Origin of the sequence: Cellulosilyticum sp. I15G10I2 (genome assembly GCF_900095725.1) — a bacterium.
GTDB lineage: Bacteria > Bacillota > Clostridia > Lachnospirales > Cellulosilyticaceae > FMMP01.
Genome location: NZ_FMMP01000028.1, coordinates 12,624 through 28,637 on the forward strand (window position 1 = coordinate 12,624; position 16,014 = coordinate 28,637).

A 16,014-nucleotide genomic window follows, 5' to 3' on the forward strand; every position below is an offset into this window, starting at 1 on the left:
TATATTTATCCTCGGTCATACATTATAAAAGATACTATTTAAAAGGAGGGTTTTTATGATCTCACTGGACTCTGCTATGAATAATGATTTTTTGATGATTTCTAAGTCATTGGTTCCTTATTTAGATCCTGATAAACAAAGGGCTGTAGCTATATTTATTAAAGCGTTCGAGTTAATGTCTACTATAGATTTGTTTTCAAAAGAAGAATTTGTAAGATCAATAACTATACCACGTGATACAGGATGGGAAAAAAAATTTCTTAATGACATAAGGACAAATCTTTCTGATGATCGTGCGTATTTTATAGATGCTATCTTGAAACTTTCGGAAGTTAAAGACTTACTTGCTGTAAAAACTACAGAGCCCTATAATTCTAGCTATACAGGCAATGATCCATTGACTGCTAACATACCTCTTCCATCTTCTCCAGATCCAAATCCACAAAGTACAGCCCCTACTAATAGCGCTTCTATTAATAAAGCTTCTGATGTAATCGACAAACTTTCTGGTGTGCTTGAACCTAATCAACTTCAAATTTTAAAAGTATTATCTAGTTTTATCAAATAAACTTTAATCAAGGAGGTCTAAATTATGGACTTAATGAATCACCCCGCTTTTAAAGGTGTGGATCAGGGCTTTTTATCTACATTGCAAGGGACTATCAATTCTTTATCTTATAAAAGTGATATAGAAATTATAGGAACGCTTATGGCTGTTTCTAATGAAGCCAAGAAAAAAAACGTTAACTTTACACCCGATATGCAGGCTGCTTTACTAGATCATCTAAAAAGCCGCATCCCAGTTAATAAACGGGCTCAATTTGAAGCATTTGTTTCTTTAATGACCTCTAAAATGGGCTGACTATATGCTTTTGCCAATTGAACATAATCTTCTGCAGATTGTTTAATGTGCTGTACTTGGGCTTCATCAAGAGGCTTTAAAACTCTTGCTGGAGTCCCTATTACTAACATGCCATCAGGAATAATTGTTCCTGCTGTCACAAGACTATTAGCGCCTATAATACAGTTTTTCCCTATACGCGCCCCGTCCAGTATTGTACTTCCCATACCAATTAATGTGTACTCCCCTATTGTCGCCCCATGAATAATTGCACTATGACCTATAGTTACCCCCTCTCCTATATAAGCTGAATCTTGTTTGGAAACATGTATCACCACATTATCTTGTACATTCGTATAGTCTCCTATAGTAATAGTCTCAACATCTCCTCTTAAAACAGCATTGTACCAAATACTGCATGCTTTACCTATACGTACTTTACCTATTATGTGTGCTCCCTCCGCAACAAAACAACTTTGATCTATTTCAGGCAATTCATTTTTATATGGATGAATCATCTCTTTCCTCCTTATTTTTTTATCTTTTTATTGTAAAGTCTATATTAGACTGCTTACATTTATATAGGCCCTATCGTAAGCATTTTTCCAACTAATTCTTCATAATCTCCCTCATACTCAAAACTTTCATTGATAATAAGTGTAGAGATCCCATGTACAATACTCCACATACTTAAAATGATATAATTAATCTGCTGCTCGTCTTGTACATAATTTTTAAGATAGGTAGTTGCTCCGGTACAAAAAACCTCAAAAGGGTTACCCTTTTGATAAATAAAATGCTTTCCTTTGAGGCATACACTCACTTTATAATCACTAAAGAATATAAACTTAAAGTATTCTTTATGCTCAAGCATAAACTTTACATAAGCCTTTCCAACCTCAGCCATACTTGTTTTCTTGTTTTTCCCCTCTTCTATAGCCTGTTTTAAGCATTCACTAAAACTTTGTAACACCCGTTCTGATATCACCTCCATTAACTCTTCTTTATTTTTAAAATGTTTATAAGGTGCAGTATGACTTACACCACACATAGCCGCTACTTTTCTAAGAGAAAATCCTTTTATCCCTTCATCATTAATCAAAGTAAGCCCCTTTTCTATCATCTCTTCTTTTAAGGTGCCATGATGATAACTCATTTTTTCCATGTTATTCTCCTTTTTTTAATGCTAAATAAAAAATCTTTTTATCTTCATTTTATTATATCCAAATATGTTGACACTGTAAACATACAATGCTATAATCTCTTTAATGTTTACACCGTTAACATAGAAAGGGGTTTTATATGCATACAACCATCATATATGATAATTCTAATCTTCATCCAATATCAAGTTCGCTTAATACGATCTTCCATGACCATTTATCAAACATTCAAACAATCAACTGGTATGCTATAGATAAGGATTCAGCTAGGCATTGTATCGGATGCTTTAATTGTTGGGTGCAGACTCCTGGCAGCTGTATTTTTAAGGATATTACAACACCTATTAACAAAGACATTATTAACAGTGATCTGCTTATTTATGTAACACCTCTCTTATATGGCTCATACAGCCCTGCTATCAAAAGAACATTAGATCGTTTAATCCCTACTTTACTTCCTTTTTTTAAAAGGTCTAAAGGTGAAGTGCATCACAAACAACGTTATATTAAACGTCCCAATCTTATAATGGTAGCTTATAATGATAACATTACACCTGCTGAAAAAAACACCTTTACCGCTCTTACAAAAGCAAATGCTGCTAATCTTGATGCATCTGATCCTGAGGTTTATTTCTGTAGTAATGAAAATGATATGTTAAAAGTTGCTATTGATATTAAAAAATATCTTTCAAAAGATAGTATGGAGGGAAATATCTAATGGCTAAAATTTGTTTTATAAATGGAAGCCCTAAAACGGGCGAGAGCTGCTCTTTATATCTTATAGATTATATCTGGAGAGGGCTTCAAAATACTTTTAAAGAAAAACTTATAATAAATGCACTAGAACTTCTAAACAAACCAAATAAACATGATCTTTTTGAAAATATTCTATCTTGCAAGTTAATTGTTATTGTCTTCCCTCTTTATGTTGATAGTTTACCTTCTAGCTTGTTAGAGGCACTGGTAAATTTAGAGGCTTATAAAAAACAACACGCTATAAATGATTCAAATCCCCTTGCGCTTTATGCACTTGCTAACTGTGGCTTTATTGAGGGACATCAAAATAAAAATGCACTTAGCATTTTAGAAAATTATTGCCTAGCAACAGGTTTTAAGTGGTGTGGAGGCATAGGACTAGGCGGCGGTGAAATGATTAGATCTACAAAAGATCAAATTCCTTTAAATTCTAAAGTAGCGCGTCCTGTTTACGATGCACTCTGTTTACTTATCAATAGCATCAAAGAACTTGATTCTTTACCCTATGATAAAAAAATTATTTTTGGTAATTATAAATTTCCAAAATGGTTCTTTATCTTGATGGGAAATAAATTTTGGCTGGTTCTTGCTAAAAAAAATAATGTTACTAAAAAACTGATGTACGCAAGAATAGCTAAATAAATAGAAATGGGCACAGATTCTGCAGAATCTGTGCCCATTTCTATTTATTTAGCTACAATGTTAACGATACGACCTTTAACATAAATTTCTTTTATAATTTGCTTGCCTTCGAGCTTAGCTGCAGCTGCTAGTCTTGCTTTTGCAAGTACACTTGCTTCCTCTTCATCAGTGGCTACTGTAATCTTACCGGCTACTTTACCACTAATCTGAATAGCTATTTCGATTTCATCTTCTTTCATTTTTTCCTTATCATAAACTGGCCACTCGTTTGCAAATACACTGCCGCTACCCTCTAGTGTCTGCCAAAGCTCTTCGCTGATATGTGGTGTAAATGGTGCAAGCAGTATAATAAGCGTTCGGATTGTATCCTGATCAATACCACCTTGTTTCTTTTGAAGATCCAGAAGCTTATTGGTATATTCCATAAAACCGCTAACTACTGTGTTAAGGCTGAAACTTTCCATACGTAGTGTAATATCATAAATCATTTTATGTCGGATTCTTTCCATATCTTTAGTAGCCGGTATTGCTTTATTCTCATCAACTAGTTTCCATACTTTATTTAAGAAACGGTATACGCCTTCAATCCCTCTATCATCCCACTCTGAATCAAGTTCTGGTGGTCCAATAAAAAGCTCATACATACGTAGGGAATCACAACCATATTTTTCTACAAGCTCATCCGGTGAAACTACATTACCCTTAGATTTGCTCATTTTCGCACCATTTTTTGTAACCATGCCTTGATTAAAAAGGCGTGTAAAAGGTTCTTCAAAATCTACTGTGCCGATATCATATAAAAATTTAGTATAAAACCTTGCATATAAAAGATGAAGAACGGCATGTTCAATCCCGCCCACATACATATCTACCGGCAGCCATTTTTTCATATCTTCTTTACTGATAAGTTCTTTATCATTGTGTGGATTGGGATACCTTAAGAAGTACCACGAGGAGCCAGCCCATTGCGGCATTGTGTTGGTTTCTCTTTTTGCAGGGCCTCCGCATTTTGGACAGGTTGTATTAACCCATTCATCTATTGCTGCAAGTGGCGATTCTCCTGTACCTGTTGGTTCATAGCTTTCTACTTGTGGTAATGTAATAGGAAGATCTTCTTCTTTTACCCCTACTACGCCGCAATGTTCACAGTGGACTACGGGTATAGGTTCACCCCAGTATCTTTGACGTGAAAATACCCAGTCACGAAGTTTATAATTAACCGTCTTTGTTCCAATACTTTGTTTTTCGAGGTACTCTGGTATAGAAATCTTTGCTTCACTTGATTTTTGACCATTAAATTCTCCTGAATTAACCATGATGCCTTCTTCAGTAAATGCTTCTTTTAAGTCTTCAATCTCTCCTGTTTTTGAAATAACTTGTACAATAGGAAGCTTAAATTTTGTCGCAAAAGCAAAATCACGTTCATCATGAGCAGGTACACACATAATAGCGCCTGTTCCATAGTCCGCAAGTACATAATCAGAGATCCAAACAGGAAGCTTCTCGCCATTTAGCGGGTTGATCGCATATTTGCCTAAAAATACGCCTGTCTTATCTTTATCTGCCATACGATCAACCGATGACTTAGTAGATGCATCAAAAACATATTTTTCTACTTGTGCCTTTTGTTCTTCCGCTGTAAGCGCCATAACAAGTTCATGTTCTGGGGCAAGAACCATAAAAGTTGCACCATATAGCGTATCTGGTCTTGTTGTAAAAACTTTAACTTTTTTGTCTGCTCCTTCTATTTCGAAGTCAATCTCTGCACCGTAACTTTTACCAATCCAATCTGACTGCATCTTCTTAACTTTTTCCGGCCACTCAAGTCCTTCAAGGTCATTTAGAAGTCTTTCTGCATAAGCTGTTATCTTAAGCATCCATTGACGCAGATTTTTCTTTGTGACTGTGCTGCCGCATCTGTCACAAGAACCCTCTTTCACTTCTTCATTTGCAAGTCCAGTTTTACAAGATGGGCACCAGTTAATAGGCATTTCTTTTTCATAAGCAAGACCTTCTTCGAACATTTTAAGAAAGATCCACTGTGTCCACTTATAGTAATGAGGGTCTGTTGTATTCACTTCTTTATCCCAGTCGTAAATCGCACTGATATCGTGCAACTGGCGTTTAAAATTAGCTACGTTTTCGGCTGTAGCAATAGCTGGATGTACTTTCTTAGAAATAGCATAGTTTTCTGCAGGAAGCCCAAAAGCATCCCATCCCATCGGGTGAAGTACGTGGTAACCATGAAGAATTTGATAACGGCTCCATACATCTGAAAGTACATACCCTCTCCAATGCCCTACATGCAGTCCATTTCCTGATGGATAAGGAAACATATCCAGACAATAATAAGGCTTTTTATCTGGGGTCTCTACATTAATTGGTGCCTTATCCCAATTTGCTCTCCACTTTTGTTCAATTTGTTTGTGATCATATTTCACAATATATTCCTCCTTTAGTACGTCTATCAATGAATACGCTTTAAATTAACTACTACTTGCTTTCGTATTTCAAAATAAAAACCTTTCGTCTCCTAATTCATATATTAAGAGACGAAAGGTTATTTCCGCGTTACCACTCTAATTCGCAAAATTCTCTTTGCGCACTTTATCTTCTTTAACGGGAAGCACCGCCATTACCTACTCCAATATTCAGTATGGAACTTAGCGATGAGTTCATATTAATTGTTTTACTGCTTTACACCACCCAGCAGCTCTCTTAAAAAACGCCTTATACTACTACTTCGCATCATTGTATTTAAAATATTTGATTTTTCATAGCAAATTTTATCATATACGCGCTAGAAAATCAACGCCTAAATACAATTCCTTTATTATTTATCTTCTTCTGAGCGCTGAGCTTTGACTTTGCTATTTTTTTTAAACCTTTTACTAAGAACGATTATTATAATTGCACTAGGTACGATAAGAATTAAAAACGGTATAACAGCTACTATTATTAATACAAAGCCTTCTAATAAACGCTTAAGCCCTTTTATAGATTCTTTAAATGTATCATTTATTTTATCGCCAAAAGTAATAATAGGTCTAGACTCTTCAATTTTAAAGACCTCTTCAATAGATATATTAATTGTACTCATATCTACCAACTGATCATATTGCTGCAAAGTACCACTTAACTTTTCAATTTCATAAGTTACCTGACCCAGTTCTTGTTCTATTGTAAAAAGGTCTTTAAGTGAGCCTGTTTGTTCTAGAAGGACTAATAATCTTTCATGTCTTGTTTTTAAAGACTTAAGCCGTATTTCCGTATCCACATATTCACTTGTAATGTCTGTGCTGTTAGACGTTGTATAAACAACATTTCCAAATTCACTTGACTGATTAATAAAAGCATCAAAGTGTTTTTGAGGAATACGCACAACGAGAGATGCACTTCTTGTATTCTGATAGTTATTATAGAAGTTACTCCCCTGTATATTCGAATTTTCTACATACCCCTCCAAGCTCTGTACCTTCGCAACGATATCTTCTACACTTTTTTTAAAATCTTTAGTCTGCAATTGAAGTTCTCCCGTTTTAATCATTTTACGGTTATATCCCACATCTGTATTAACATTGGGACTTTCAGGTCTTGCTACCTCTTCTCTAACAGCTGTCCCTGTTGCAGTATCCATCATCATACCTTCTGACTTTGCTGCTTGATTTGCAGTAGAAGTCTCTGATCTTGCTGACTTTTGAGCCCCACACCCATATAGACTAAATACCAAAACAGCTGCTACCATGACTTGCAAAATTTTAATTAGAACTTTATTCTTCATTTCTTTCTCCCCTTTCATGATCTATTATTCATTATCTTTTTTATTAAGACGTTTCTAGTAAGTTATTTGTTCCAGTGTAAGTCTATTTACATTACTTTAGATCACTTCAGATACAAAGATTTTTGATACTTCGCTACTATTTGGCTCGCCCAACCTCGGGGTATTTTTACAAATAATTTATTCCCAAGCCCTGGAATAATTATCGTCTTGCGCTTCATCAATCCTTTAAAAGCTACCTGCGCTACTTCCTTAGCCCCCATTGCAAATTTTGCATCTTTTTTGCCCGCTTTTTTTGAAAATTCTGTTTGGGTTGCTCCGGGACAAAGAGCTGACACTGTGATGCCAAATGGTTTAAGTTCTATCTGCAGTGCCTCTGATAGTGATAACACATAAGCCTTAGTTGCATAATAAACAGCTGTATAGGGACCAGAATGATATGATCCAGTTGAGGCTACATTAAGAATCTTGCCTTGTTTGCGTTTTACCATTTCCGCGCCAAAGAGCTTAGTAAGTTCTGTTAAAGCTATTATATTAAGCTGTATCAATTTAAGATCTTCTTCAAATACTTTATCTTGAAACGCACCTACATATCCAGCGCCTGCATTATTAATAAGTATATCTATTTCAATACCCATTCTTTTAACCTTTTCAAATACTGCTTGTCCTGCCCCTATTTGTGCTAACTCTTCCTGAATGATATCAATCTTAATATCTCTTCTTTTAATTCCCAGCTCATGTTTTAAAACGTCAAGCTTATACATATTTCTGGCTACTAAAATGAGATTATAACCTTTTTCTGCAAATAACTTAGCAAGTTCACGTCCAATTCCACTTGAAGCGCCTGTTATAAGCACTGTATAATCTTTAGGCATTAGTTCTTCTCCTAACTCTATTAAACTTAATGATGTTTTATAATATCATTATATGTTTTTTCTGAAAATTCATCAAATATTTTTTATAACTTCTATTTAAATAGTACTATAACATAACTTCTATACTTATAAAAAAGCAACATCTCATTTTATTTTGAGGTGTTGCTTTTTATAAGTATCCTCTATTTGGATTACATAGAGTAATTAAGTTGAAGTGTTGTTTAATTCTCCATCTTGAATCAATCTATTTTGTAATGCTCTTCTTCTTAATGTAATATATAACTCTGCCTTGGTTGCATTAACATAGGGGTGTACAAATAAGATTCCTACGCCACAGGCTAATGCACCTAATAAATACCATCCAATAAAAGATAAATCTAATACCCATATATTAGCTTTCTCTCCCATAGTCATTTGGTTGCTTAACGCGACAGCTCTTTTATAATCAATTTCAGGATTATCTGCTAAAATATACGGAACCATGCTATAAGCATATCCTTTTATAATCCCTGGAATAACAAGCAGCAGACTCCATAAAAAGATTAAAAGATTTGTATAAAACATTGTTTTAATAACATTCATGTATCTGCCATTTTTAAAACCATACCCCAATAAATCAACTTGTGCATCTTCTATAGTCAGGCTCATAAAAAACCTTCTAGCACCTACCTCTAAGGGATTAGCTAAAAATATACTAAAAGCTAAACTAATAATAAAAAAGCCAAGCCCTGCTATAATAGCTATTAAAATAGCAGGTCCAACCCAGTCCCAACTTATATTGCCACCTCTTATTTGTTTTTCAATAAAGACTCTGCCATCATCCCTCTGGTTAAATCTTTGAGTTATACTGGAAAAACCACCTGATACCAATGCTAAAATAAAACTGACCAAGAGTGCTTTCCAATACGATCTTTTAAGCACTATCTTAGCTCTTTCCTTAAGTTCTTCCCGTGTCCACATATCTACCCCTCCTTACATATAGTTTAACATATTCAAAATTATTAATCTATATACCATTTTTCAAATGTAACATTTTTATTTTTACTCATTGTCCCCTTGTTTTTCAAAAATCCCTTGATCTCTTTTTTCTAAAAGCATTCACCCTAAGAGAGATTATATCCTCATAATATAGTGATGATATAATCTCTCTTATTAAAGTATTATTTTAATAATCTACTTATGCCATTTCTTTTCTAGCAGCTATAACTTTCTGCTGAACATCTACTGGTGCCTCTTCATATTTTTCAAATCGGTAATAAATATCTCCCCTACCTTGCGTCATTGAACGTACATCAGTTGCATACGTATAGAGTTCTGCCATAGGAACTTCTGCTACTATAACTTGTTTTTGACCTTTGATTTCCATGCCAATCATACGTCCTCTGCGCTTTTTCATATCCCCCATAATATCACCTGTATATTCTTCAGGTGTTGTTATTTCAACATGTGCAATAGGTTCAAGAATAGTGGGCTGAGCTTTTACCAACCCTTCTTTAAATGCAATTGTAGTCGCCATCTTAAATGCCATTTCTGAGGAATCAACCGGATGATAAGAACCATCTAACAACACTGCTTTGAGTCCTACGACTGGATAACCCGCAAGTACTCCTTTACCGATACATTCTTCAAGACCCTTTTCAACCGCCGGGAAGTATTGTCTTGGTACCGCGCCTCCAAATATTTTTTCTTCAAATACATAGGGAAGTTCTAAATCCCCAGATGGCTGAAACTCCATAACAACATCTCCATATTGACCATGTCCGCCTGATTGTTTTTTGTGCTTTCCTCTAATATTAATCTTTCCTTTTATCGTTTCTCTATATCTTGTTGTTGGATTTTCTAGATAAACATCTACCTTAAATTTAGATTTAAGCATACTCACTATAATATCAAGTTGTTGCTGACCTAGTCCATAAATAACCGTCTCATGTGTTTCTTTATCATATTCTATATAAAATGTTGGGTCCTCTGACATAAGCTTGCCAAGAGCACTCGACATCTTTTCTTCATCTCCCTTACCCATTGGGAATATTGCCATTTTAACATAAGGTTTCGGAAAGTCTACAGCATTAAATATAATTGGTAATGTTTTATCAGATAATGTATCTGACGTTTTAGGGGTTTTAAGCTTAGCGACTGCGCCAATATCACCTGCATAAAGTTTTCCTACTTCTTTTTGTTCTTTACCTACAAGTACATAAAGATGAGATAGTTTTTCCATTTCTTCTGTCCGAGTATTAAGAAGCATATCATCTGTACTTACTGTTCCCGTCTTAACTTTAAATAAAGAGAATTTTCCGATGAAGGGATCTACAATTGTTTTAAAGATAAATAAAGATGTTTTTTGACTATTAGTACAAGTAATTTCTAATTTCTCATTAGTAGTCATTTGAACAGCCATATCTTTATTACCTTCGTCCGGGGATGGGAATAAAGATATCATGGTATCCATTAGCACTGATATTCCTGTACTATTTACAGAACTGCCACAAAGTACGGGCACAATTTGTTTTTCCATAACACCCTTTTTAAATGCAGCCTGGATTTCTTCAAGTGTAATTTCTTCTTCTGCAAAATACTTTTCCATAAGTACTTCATCTGTTTCAGCCACTGCTTCTAGAATCATTGTTCGGATAGGTGCTATTTTTTCCTGTAGTTCTTCTGGTATAGGGCATGTTACAACTTTACTGCCATCAAATCTTCGTCCTAGCATTTTAAGAACGTGTACATAGCCTACAAACTTACTTCCCTCATACCAAGGTACTTGAACGGGTGCAATACTCATTCCGAATTTTTCCTTGCATTCGGTAAGTATCGCTTCAATATCAACATTTTCAGCATCCATTTCTGTAATAAACATCATTTTAGGTACATCAGCAGCTGCAGCATATTCCCAAGCCTTTTCAGTACCTACTTCCACCCCTGCTGTACCTTTTATTATAATAAGTGCACTATCTGCCACACTCATCGCTTCTTTTACCCCGCCTGCAAAATCAAAATATCCTGGAGTATCTAATATATTGAGTTTATAATCTTTCCATTCTACAGGAATCAGTGATGTTCTAATCGAAATTTTACGTTTAATTTCCTCTGGATCAAAATCACTTACAGTATTACCTGCATTAACCTTTCCTAGTCTATTTGTCATACCCGCTGTATATAACATTGCTTCTGCCAAGGTCGTTTTTCCTGCACCACCATGTCCTAGCAGTGCAATGTTCCGAATGAATTTTGTTTCATATAATTTCATATAATTACCTCCTCCAGATGATATAATTATTTGTACCTCTTATCTTAATAATTCTATATTATCAATAATTTATCCTTCTTTTATATTTTATTTTTATACATTTATCATATAAAAAAGATTTAAATTATCTAAATAGTTGAAATAAGCTATAAAAAAGACAAATAATATTTACTATATTATTTGTCTTTTTTATTTATTCCTATTCATTCCTATTCATTTTATTAGGTGCCACTGCTTATTAACTAAGTGTATTAATGTTTCTAACTCTGTTTTCATATCAATTCCACTTACTATGCTATTAATAGTTTGTATATCTTGCCCTTGTATGCCCTCAATCCCCTGCGACTCCAAATAGCAAATTATATAGTTATGCATCAATCTATCAAAGTTTTTAATAAATGAATTAATAAGATAGTCATTTAAAACTAACATTTGCATTATAGTTGAATCAATATTCAAATTCATATGTGTAAGAACCGCTTGATTAATTATATTAGAAATAACTGATTCTACAGATCCTGCCCTCATTTCTAATATTTGAGTAAGTATTACCATTTCATCCAGATCATTGTATTTATTTTCTGTTTCCAGCGTAAGATAAAGTTCTTTTAACTGCGTCATCTCAACCCTCCCTTCAACATTTTCCCCTCTTTCTACCTTCTTTTTTGAGTTGACTCATTATACCATTTTACCAATCATTTTACATTAGAAGTTTTCTCTAATTAATTTTCTTAAAACCTTGGTACATTTTAGGTTCTTTTAAGAATACAATAAAAAAACATTACTTGTTTTGACAAGTAATGTTTAGTAATATTTTTTATTTTTAGTAAAGTGGGTATTTATCTAATAACTTAGCAACTCTTTGTTCACATTCTTTTCTATTTTTTTCAAAATCGCTAAGAGTGAGATAAATAATATCAGCTATTTCATCCATATCTTCTTCTTTCATCCCTCTTGTTGTAACAGCTGGCGTTCCTAGCCTAATACCACTTGTAATAAAAGGAGATGCAGGATCAAAAGGTATAGTATTTTTATTACAAGTAACGCCTATTTCATCAAGCATATTTTCTGCTTGTTTGCCTGTTATATTCATATTTCTTACATCTACGCTCATAAGATGTGTATCTGTACCACCTGATACGATACGAAGATCTCTTTTCATAAGTGCCTGAGCCAGTGCCTCTGCATTTCTAATAATTTGCTTTTGATAAGTTTTAAAATCATCTTCAAGCGCTTCTTTAAAACTTACAGCCTTTGCTGCAATCACGTGCATAAGCGGCCCCCCTTGAATACCAGGGAATATAGCTTTATCAACAGCCTGTGCGAATTCTGATGTACAAAGTATCATACCACCCCTTGGACCTCTTAAAGTTTTATGAGTAGTTGTTGTTACAAAATGTGCATAAGGAATAGGATTTGGATGAAGGCCAGCAGCTATGAGTCCCGCAATATGTGCCATATCTACCATAAGATATGCGCCTACTTCATCTGCTATTTCTCTGAACCTTGCAAAATCTATCGTTCTTGCATAAGCACTTGCACCAGCAATAATCATTTTAGGTTTGTGTTCGAGCGCAAGTTCTCTGATATTATCATAGTCTATTTGCTCTGTCTTTGCATTTACTTCATAAGAAACAACATTGTAATGTTTACCTGATATGTTAACAGGACTGCCATGTGTTAAATGTCCCCCATGACTAAGATTCATCCCCATAACCGTATCTCCAGGCTTAAGTACTGCGAAAAATACCGCTTGGTTAGCTTGTGATCCTGAGTTAGGCTGTACATTAGCATGTTCCGCTCCAAAAAGCTTTTTAGCACGTTCTCTTGCTAAGTCTTCAATTTTGTCTACTACTTCGCAGCCACCATAGTAACGTTTCCCTGGATAACCCTCTGCATATTTATTAGTAAGTGGACTTCCCATTGCTGCCATAACAGCTTTAGATACAAAATTTTCTGAAGCTATCAGTTCAATTTTATTTGTTTGTCTATTCGTTTCTTCTACAATCAGATCTGCTATTTCACGGTCTACGCCGTATAATTCTTCTAAAGAATACATGTTTTACACCATCCTTATATTGTATGTCTATTCATTATATTATTATAAATAATATTTTTTCTATTATGCTATAATAATCTCTAATTATTATTATAATAATATATTTAGCTAAAAATGTATAGTTTTTTTTCGAACATTTTCAACATATAAAGATAAAAGGTTCATTATTTCTTCAAATAAGCATCATATCCTTTTCTTAATGCTTCTTTATTCATCTCTATAGTGTGTTTAGGAACTGTTTTTTCAACAATTATTTCCCATTCTTCCAGAGTGTCTCCGACATAGGCGGCATAAGCACCTATCATAATCATATTAACCACTTTTACATTGCCTATAGCCTTAGCTATTACCAGTGCATCTATACAACAAGTCCGCTCACAACTTGCTTTTATTTGTTCTAGTATGTTTTCTGGATACTTCGCTAACCCCATTACAACTGGCATTGGATCAATCTGCTGTGTATTAACAATCATGACGCCCTCTTTTTTAAGATATGGCATATACCTTAGTGCTTCTAATTTTTCAAAAGCAAATATGATATCCGCCTGTCCTAGTTCAACAAGAGGTGAATATACCTTTTTACCATACCTCACTTGCATCACAACACTTCCCCCACGTTGTGCCATCCCATGTACCTCTGACATCTTTACATCATACCCTTTTGACATGGCATAATTTCCAATAATACGCCCCGTAAGGAGTGTCCCTTGTCCTCCAACACCTGCAATAAGTATATTTTTTGTCATCTTAATTCCCCCCTTTGCCGATAGCGCCTTTTTTGCATACTGATTCACACAATCCACAGCCCGCACACAAAGCTTCATTGATACTTGCTGAGCTTTCTCCTTTTTGAAGAGCCGGGCAGCCAAGACTTGAACATAATCCGCAATTTGAACACGCCTCTTCAACTATTTGGTAAATATCCCATTTTTCTTTAATAAGCAGTTTGCAGGGAGCTTTCGTAATAATTACAGAAGGCTCATCTTTTAGAATTTCTTCTTTTAGAGCTTTTTCTACTGCCTTCATATCATAAGCATCTACCACAACGACATTGGGAACCCCAATAGCCTTGCATAATACTTCTAAGTCAACAGCATACGCGCTCTCCCCTTTTAAGGTTTTGCCAGTAGCTGGATGTTCTTGATGTCCAGTCATCCCCGTTGTGGCATTATCAGCTATAATAATAGTTGACATCCCTTTATTATAAACTACATCCATAAGACCCGTAATGCCTGAGTGAATAAATGTCGAGTCACCTATAATGCCTACTACATTTTTTGCAAACGTTCTGCCTTTGGCCTTTTCCATCCCATGAGTCATTCCAATACTTGCTCCCATACAGATACAAGCATCCATAGCAAGATGGGGCGGCATCGAACCTAATGTATAGCACCCAATATCCCCCATTACCTTAAGCTTTAATTTTCTAAGGACTGCATAAACACTACGATGCGGACATCCTGGACAGAGGACTGGAGGCCTTACAGGCAGCGGCAATGCGGCGGTGACTTCTTCAGTATTCATCCCAAGAACTGTTTTAATCTGTCTAACAGTAATCTCTCCTTGTCTGCTAAATAATGTTTTTCCTTCCGCCTTTATTCCAAGTGATCGCACTTGTTCTTCTATAAAAGGCTCGAGTTCTTCAACTATGTATAATTTTTCAACTTTACTTGCAAATTCATTTATAATATCAAGAGGCAATGGATTAACCATATCTAGTTTTAATATACTAGCATCTGTTCCAGATTCTTTAACATATTGATAACATATTCCGCTTGTAATAATGCCTATCTTGCTGTTTGTCTCTTCAAGTTTATAAAGCCCAAGTGTTTTTATGTCACCAGCAAGTCTATTCATTCTCTCTTCTACAACCTTGTGTCTGACTCTTGCATTAGCTGGCGTCATAACATATTTACCAATATCTTTTTTATAAGGCTTAAGCTCTGTCTTCTGCCTATCATTAAGTTCAACAATGCCTTGAGAGTGAGAAACCCTTGTTGTGAGTCTTATAATAATTGGCGTATCATACTTTTCACTAAGTTCCATGCCTATTTTTACATACTCTTTACATTCCATACTATCAGCTGGCTCCAGCACTGGAACATTAGCAGCTCTTGCAATAAGCCTTGTATCTTGCTCATTTTGCGAACTATGCATCCCAGGATCATCAGCTACCAAAACCACAAGTCCTGCATTAACACCAGTATAGGCAGCTGTAAAAAGCGGATCCGCTGCAACATTTAGTCCAACATGTTTCATTGCAGCAACAGACCTTGCTCCCCCAAAACAACTTCCTATCGCTACTTCCAGTGCAACTTTTTCATTAGGTGCCCATTCCGCATATATATCATCATATCTTGCAATAATTTCTGTAATTTCCGTACTTGGTGTCCCCGGATAAGCAGCAGCAACTGTAACTCCTGACTCATACGCCCCCCTAGCAATCGCTTCATTTCCAAGCATTAATTTTTTCATCGAAAGCCTCCCTCTTAGATTTAACGCAATAAATTGCAACTCATTTCCATAATATCATCACTATTCTTTATTTTTCAAGTATTTATCTAAAATTTAGTATATTTAATACAATTCTTTATTCTATATACATAGCTTTACACAAAAATATAATAAGAGTATACTAATAAAAATGTTA

15 protein-coding genes and 1 other annotated feature are annotated in these 16,014 nt (G+C 34.9%); of the genes, 4 read left to right on the plus strand and 11 right to left on the minus strand.

Annotated elements, in window-relative coordinates; genetic code table 11:
• Nucleotides 1–55 precede the first annotated feature (55 nt).
• A complete protein-coding gene (locus BN3326_RS18950) occupies nucleotides 56–568 on the plus strand; it encodes a hypothetical protein (protein WP_070000824.1) in 513 nt (170 codons plus the stop codon).
• Between the two features lie 24 nt (nucleotides 569–592).
• Complete coding sequence (locus BN3326_RS18955; RefSeq protein WP_070000825.1) at nucleotides 593–862, plus strand: hypothetical protein; 270 nt, start codon at nucleotides 593–595, stop codon at nucleotides 860–862.
• Here BN3326_RS18955 and BN3326_RS18960 read toward each other — a convergent pair.
• Both BN3326_RS18960 and BN3326_RS18965 read right to left on the minus strand, forming a co-directional pair.
• On the minus strand, nucleotides 817–1,359 hold the full coding sequence (locus BN3326_RS18960; protein ID WP_070000826.1) for a gamma carbonic anhydrase family protein: 543 nt from the start codon (nucleotides 1,357–1,359) through the stop codon (nucleotides 817–819). The genes BN3326_RS18955 and BN3326_RS18960 overlap by 46 nt on opposite strands.
• 59 nt (nucleotides 1,360–1,418) lie before the next feature.
• Nucleotides 1,419–2,006, minus strand: coding sequence for a TetR/AcrR family transcriptional regulator (locus BN3326_RS18965; RefSeq protein WP_070000827.1), 588 nt, complete (start codon nucleotides 2,004–2,006; stop codon nucleotides 1,419–1,421).
• A 137-nt stretch (nucleotides 2,007–2,143) separates the two neighbouring features.
• On the opposite strand from BN3326_RS18965, the gene BN3326_RS18970 reads away from it, so the two are divergent.
• The gene (locus BN3326_RS18970; protein WP_083258963.1) at nucleotides 2,144–2,722 is read left to right on the plus strand and encodes an NAD(P)H-dependent oxidoreductase; all 579 of its coding nucleotides are present in this window, start codon (nucleotides 2,144–2,146) and stop codon (nucleotides 2,720–2,722) included.
• Nucleotides 2,722–3,402, plus strand: a complete 681-nt coding sequence (locus BN3326_RS18975; protein ID WP_070000828.1) for a hypothetical protein — start codon at nucleotides 2,722–2,724, stop codon at nucleotides 3,400–3,402. The genes BN3326_RS18970 and BN3326_RS18975 overlap by 1 nt, the downstream gene beginning before the upstream one ends.
• A gap of 44 nt (nucleotides 3,403–3,446) precedes the next feature.
• On the opposite strand, the gene leuS is transcribed toward BN3326_RS18975, so the two are convergent.
• From leuS to iorA, 9 genes are all read right to left on the minus strand, one after another.
• Entirely contained in the window at nucleotides 3,447–5,846 is a 2,400-nt protein-coding gene (gene leuS, locus BN3326_RS18980) for a leucine--tRNA ligase (protein ID WP_070001197.1), read from the minus strand.
• 101 nt (nucleotides 5,847–5,947) lie between these two features.
• Nucleotides 5,948–6,163, minus strand: a binding site (T-box leader).
• Between the two features lie 72 nt (nucleotides 6,164–6,235).
• Nucleotides 6,236–7,183, minus strand: a complete 948-nt coding sequence (locus BN3326_RS18985) for a DUF4349 domain-containing protein (RefSeq protein WP_070000829.1) — start codon at nucleotides 7,181–7,183, stop codon at nucleotides 6,236–6,238.
• 101 nt (nucleotides 7,184–7,284) lie between these two features.
• Entirely contained in the window at nucleotides 7,285–8,055 is a 771-nt protein-coding gene (locus tag BN3326_RS18990) for an SDR family NAD(P)-dependent oxidoreductase (protein ID WP_070000830.1), read from the minus strand.
• A gap of 204 nt (nucleotides 8,056–8,259) precedes the next feature.
• A complete protein-coding gene (locus tag BN3326_RS18995) occupies nucleotides 8,260–9,015 on the minus strand; it encodes a DUF975 family protein (protein WP_070000831.1) in 756 nt (251 codons plus the stop codon).
• A 217-nt stretch (nucleotides 9,016–9,232) separates the two neighbouring features.
• Complete coding sequence (fusA, locus tag BN3326_RS19000; RefSeq protein WP_070000832.1) at nucleotides 9,233–11,305, minus strand: elongation factor G; 2,073 nt, start codon at nucleotides 11,303–11,305, stop codon at nucleotides 9,233–9,235.
• 213 nt (nucleotides 11,306–11,518) lie between these two features.
• Nucleotides 11,519–11,926: a hypothetical protein gene (locus BN3326_RS19005; protein WP_070000833.1), complete on the minus strand. Its 408-nt coding sequence runs from the start codon at nucleotides 11,924–11,926 to the stop codon at nucleotides 11,519–11,521.
• A 202-nt stretch (nucleotides 11,927–12,128) separates the two neighbouring features.
• Nucleotides 12,129–13,364 carry a serine hydroxymethyltransferase gene (gene glyA, locus BN3326_RS19010; RefSeq protein WP_070000834.1) on the minus strand — a complete coding sequence of 412 codons (1,236 nt, stop codon included), beginning with the start codon at nucleotides 13,362–13,364 and terminating at the stop codon, nucleotides 12,129–12,131.
• A 164-nt stretch (nucleotides 13,365–13,528) separates the two neighbouring features.
• Nucleotides 13,529–14,110, minus strand: a complete 582-nt coding sequence (locus tag BN3326_RS19015; RefSeq protein WP_070000835.1) for an indolepyruvate oxidoreductase subunit beta — start codon at nucleotides 14,108–14,110, stop codon at nucleotides 13,529–13,531.
• 1 nt (nucleotide 14,111) lies between these two features.
• A complete protein-coding gene (gene iorA, locus BN3326_RS19020) occupies nucleotides 14,112–15,839 on the minus strand; it encodes an indolepyruvate ferredoxin oxidoreductase subunit alpha (protein ID WP_070000836.1) in 1,728 nt (575 codons plus the stop codon).
• Nucleotides 15,840–16,014 lie beyond the last annotated feature (175 nt).

What these genes read in the sequence shown, in the direction of transcription:
- BN3326_RS18950 (WP_070000824.1), top strand. Translation starts at nt 56, where the DNA reads ATGATCTCACTGGACTCTGCTATGAATAATGATTTTTTGATGATTTCT.
- BN3326_RS18955 (WP_070000825.1), top strand. Translation starts at nt 593, where the DNA reads ATGGACTTAATGAATCACCCCGCTTTTAAAGGTGTGGATCAGGGCTTT.
- BN3326_RS18960 (WP_070000826.1), bottom strand. Translation starts at nt 1,359, where the DNA reads ATGATTCATCCATATAAAAATGAATTGCCTGAAATAGATCAAAGTTGT.
- BN3326_RS18965 (WP_070000827.1), bottom strand. Translation starts at nt 2,006, where the DNA reads ATGGAAAAAATGAGTTATCATCATGGCACCTTAAAAGAAGAGATGATA.
- BN3326_RS18970 (WP_083258963.1), top strand. Translation starts at nt 2,144, where the DNA reads ATGCATACAACCATCATATATGATAATTCTAATCTTCATCCAATATCA.
- BN3326_RS18975 (WP_070000828.1), top strand. Translation starts at nt 2,722, where the DNA reads ATGGCTAAAATTTGTTTTATAAATGGAAGCCCTAAAACGGGCGAGAGC.
- BN3326_RS18985 (WP_070000829.1), bottom strand. Translation starts at nt 7,183, where the DNA reads ATGAAGAATAAAGTTCTAATTAAAATTTTGCAAGTCATGGTAGCAGCT.
- BN3326_RS18990 (WP_070000830.1), bottom strand. Translation starts at nt 8,055, where the DNA reads ATGCCTAAAGATTATACAGTGCTTATAACAGGCGCTTCAAGTGGAATT.
- BN3326_RS18995 (WP_070000831.1), bottom strand. Translation starts at nt 9,015, where the DNA reads ATGTGGACACGGGAAGAACTTAAGGAAAGAGCTAAGATAGTGCTTAAA.
- fusA (WP_070000832.1), bottom strand. Translation starts at nt 11,305, where the DNA reads ATGAAATTATATGAAACAAAATTCATTCGGAACATTGCACTGCTAGGA.
- BN3326_RS19005 (WP_070000833.1), bottom strand. Translation starts at nt 11,926, where the DNA reads ATGACGCAGTTAAAAGAACTTTATCTTACGCTGGAAACAGAAAATAAA.
- glyA (WP_070000834.1), bottom strand. Translation starts at nt 13,364, where the DNA reads ATGTATTCTTTAGAAGAATTATACGGCGTAGACCGTGAAATAGCAGAT.
- BN3326_RS19015 (WP_070000835.1), bottom strand. Translation starts at nt 14,110, where the DNA reads ATGACAAAAAATATACTTATTGCAGGTGTTGGAGGACAAGGGACACTC.
- iorA (WP_070000836.1), bottom strand. Translation starts at nt 15,839, where the DNA reads ATGAAAAAATTAATGCTTGGAAATGAAGCGATTGCTAGGGGGGCGTAT.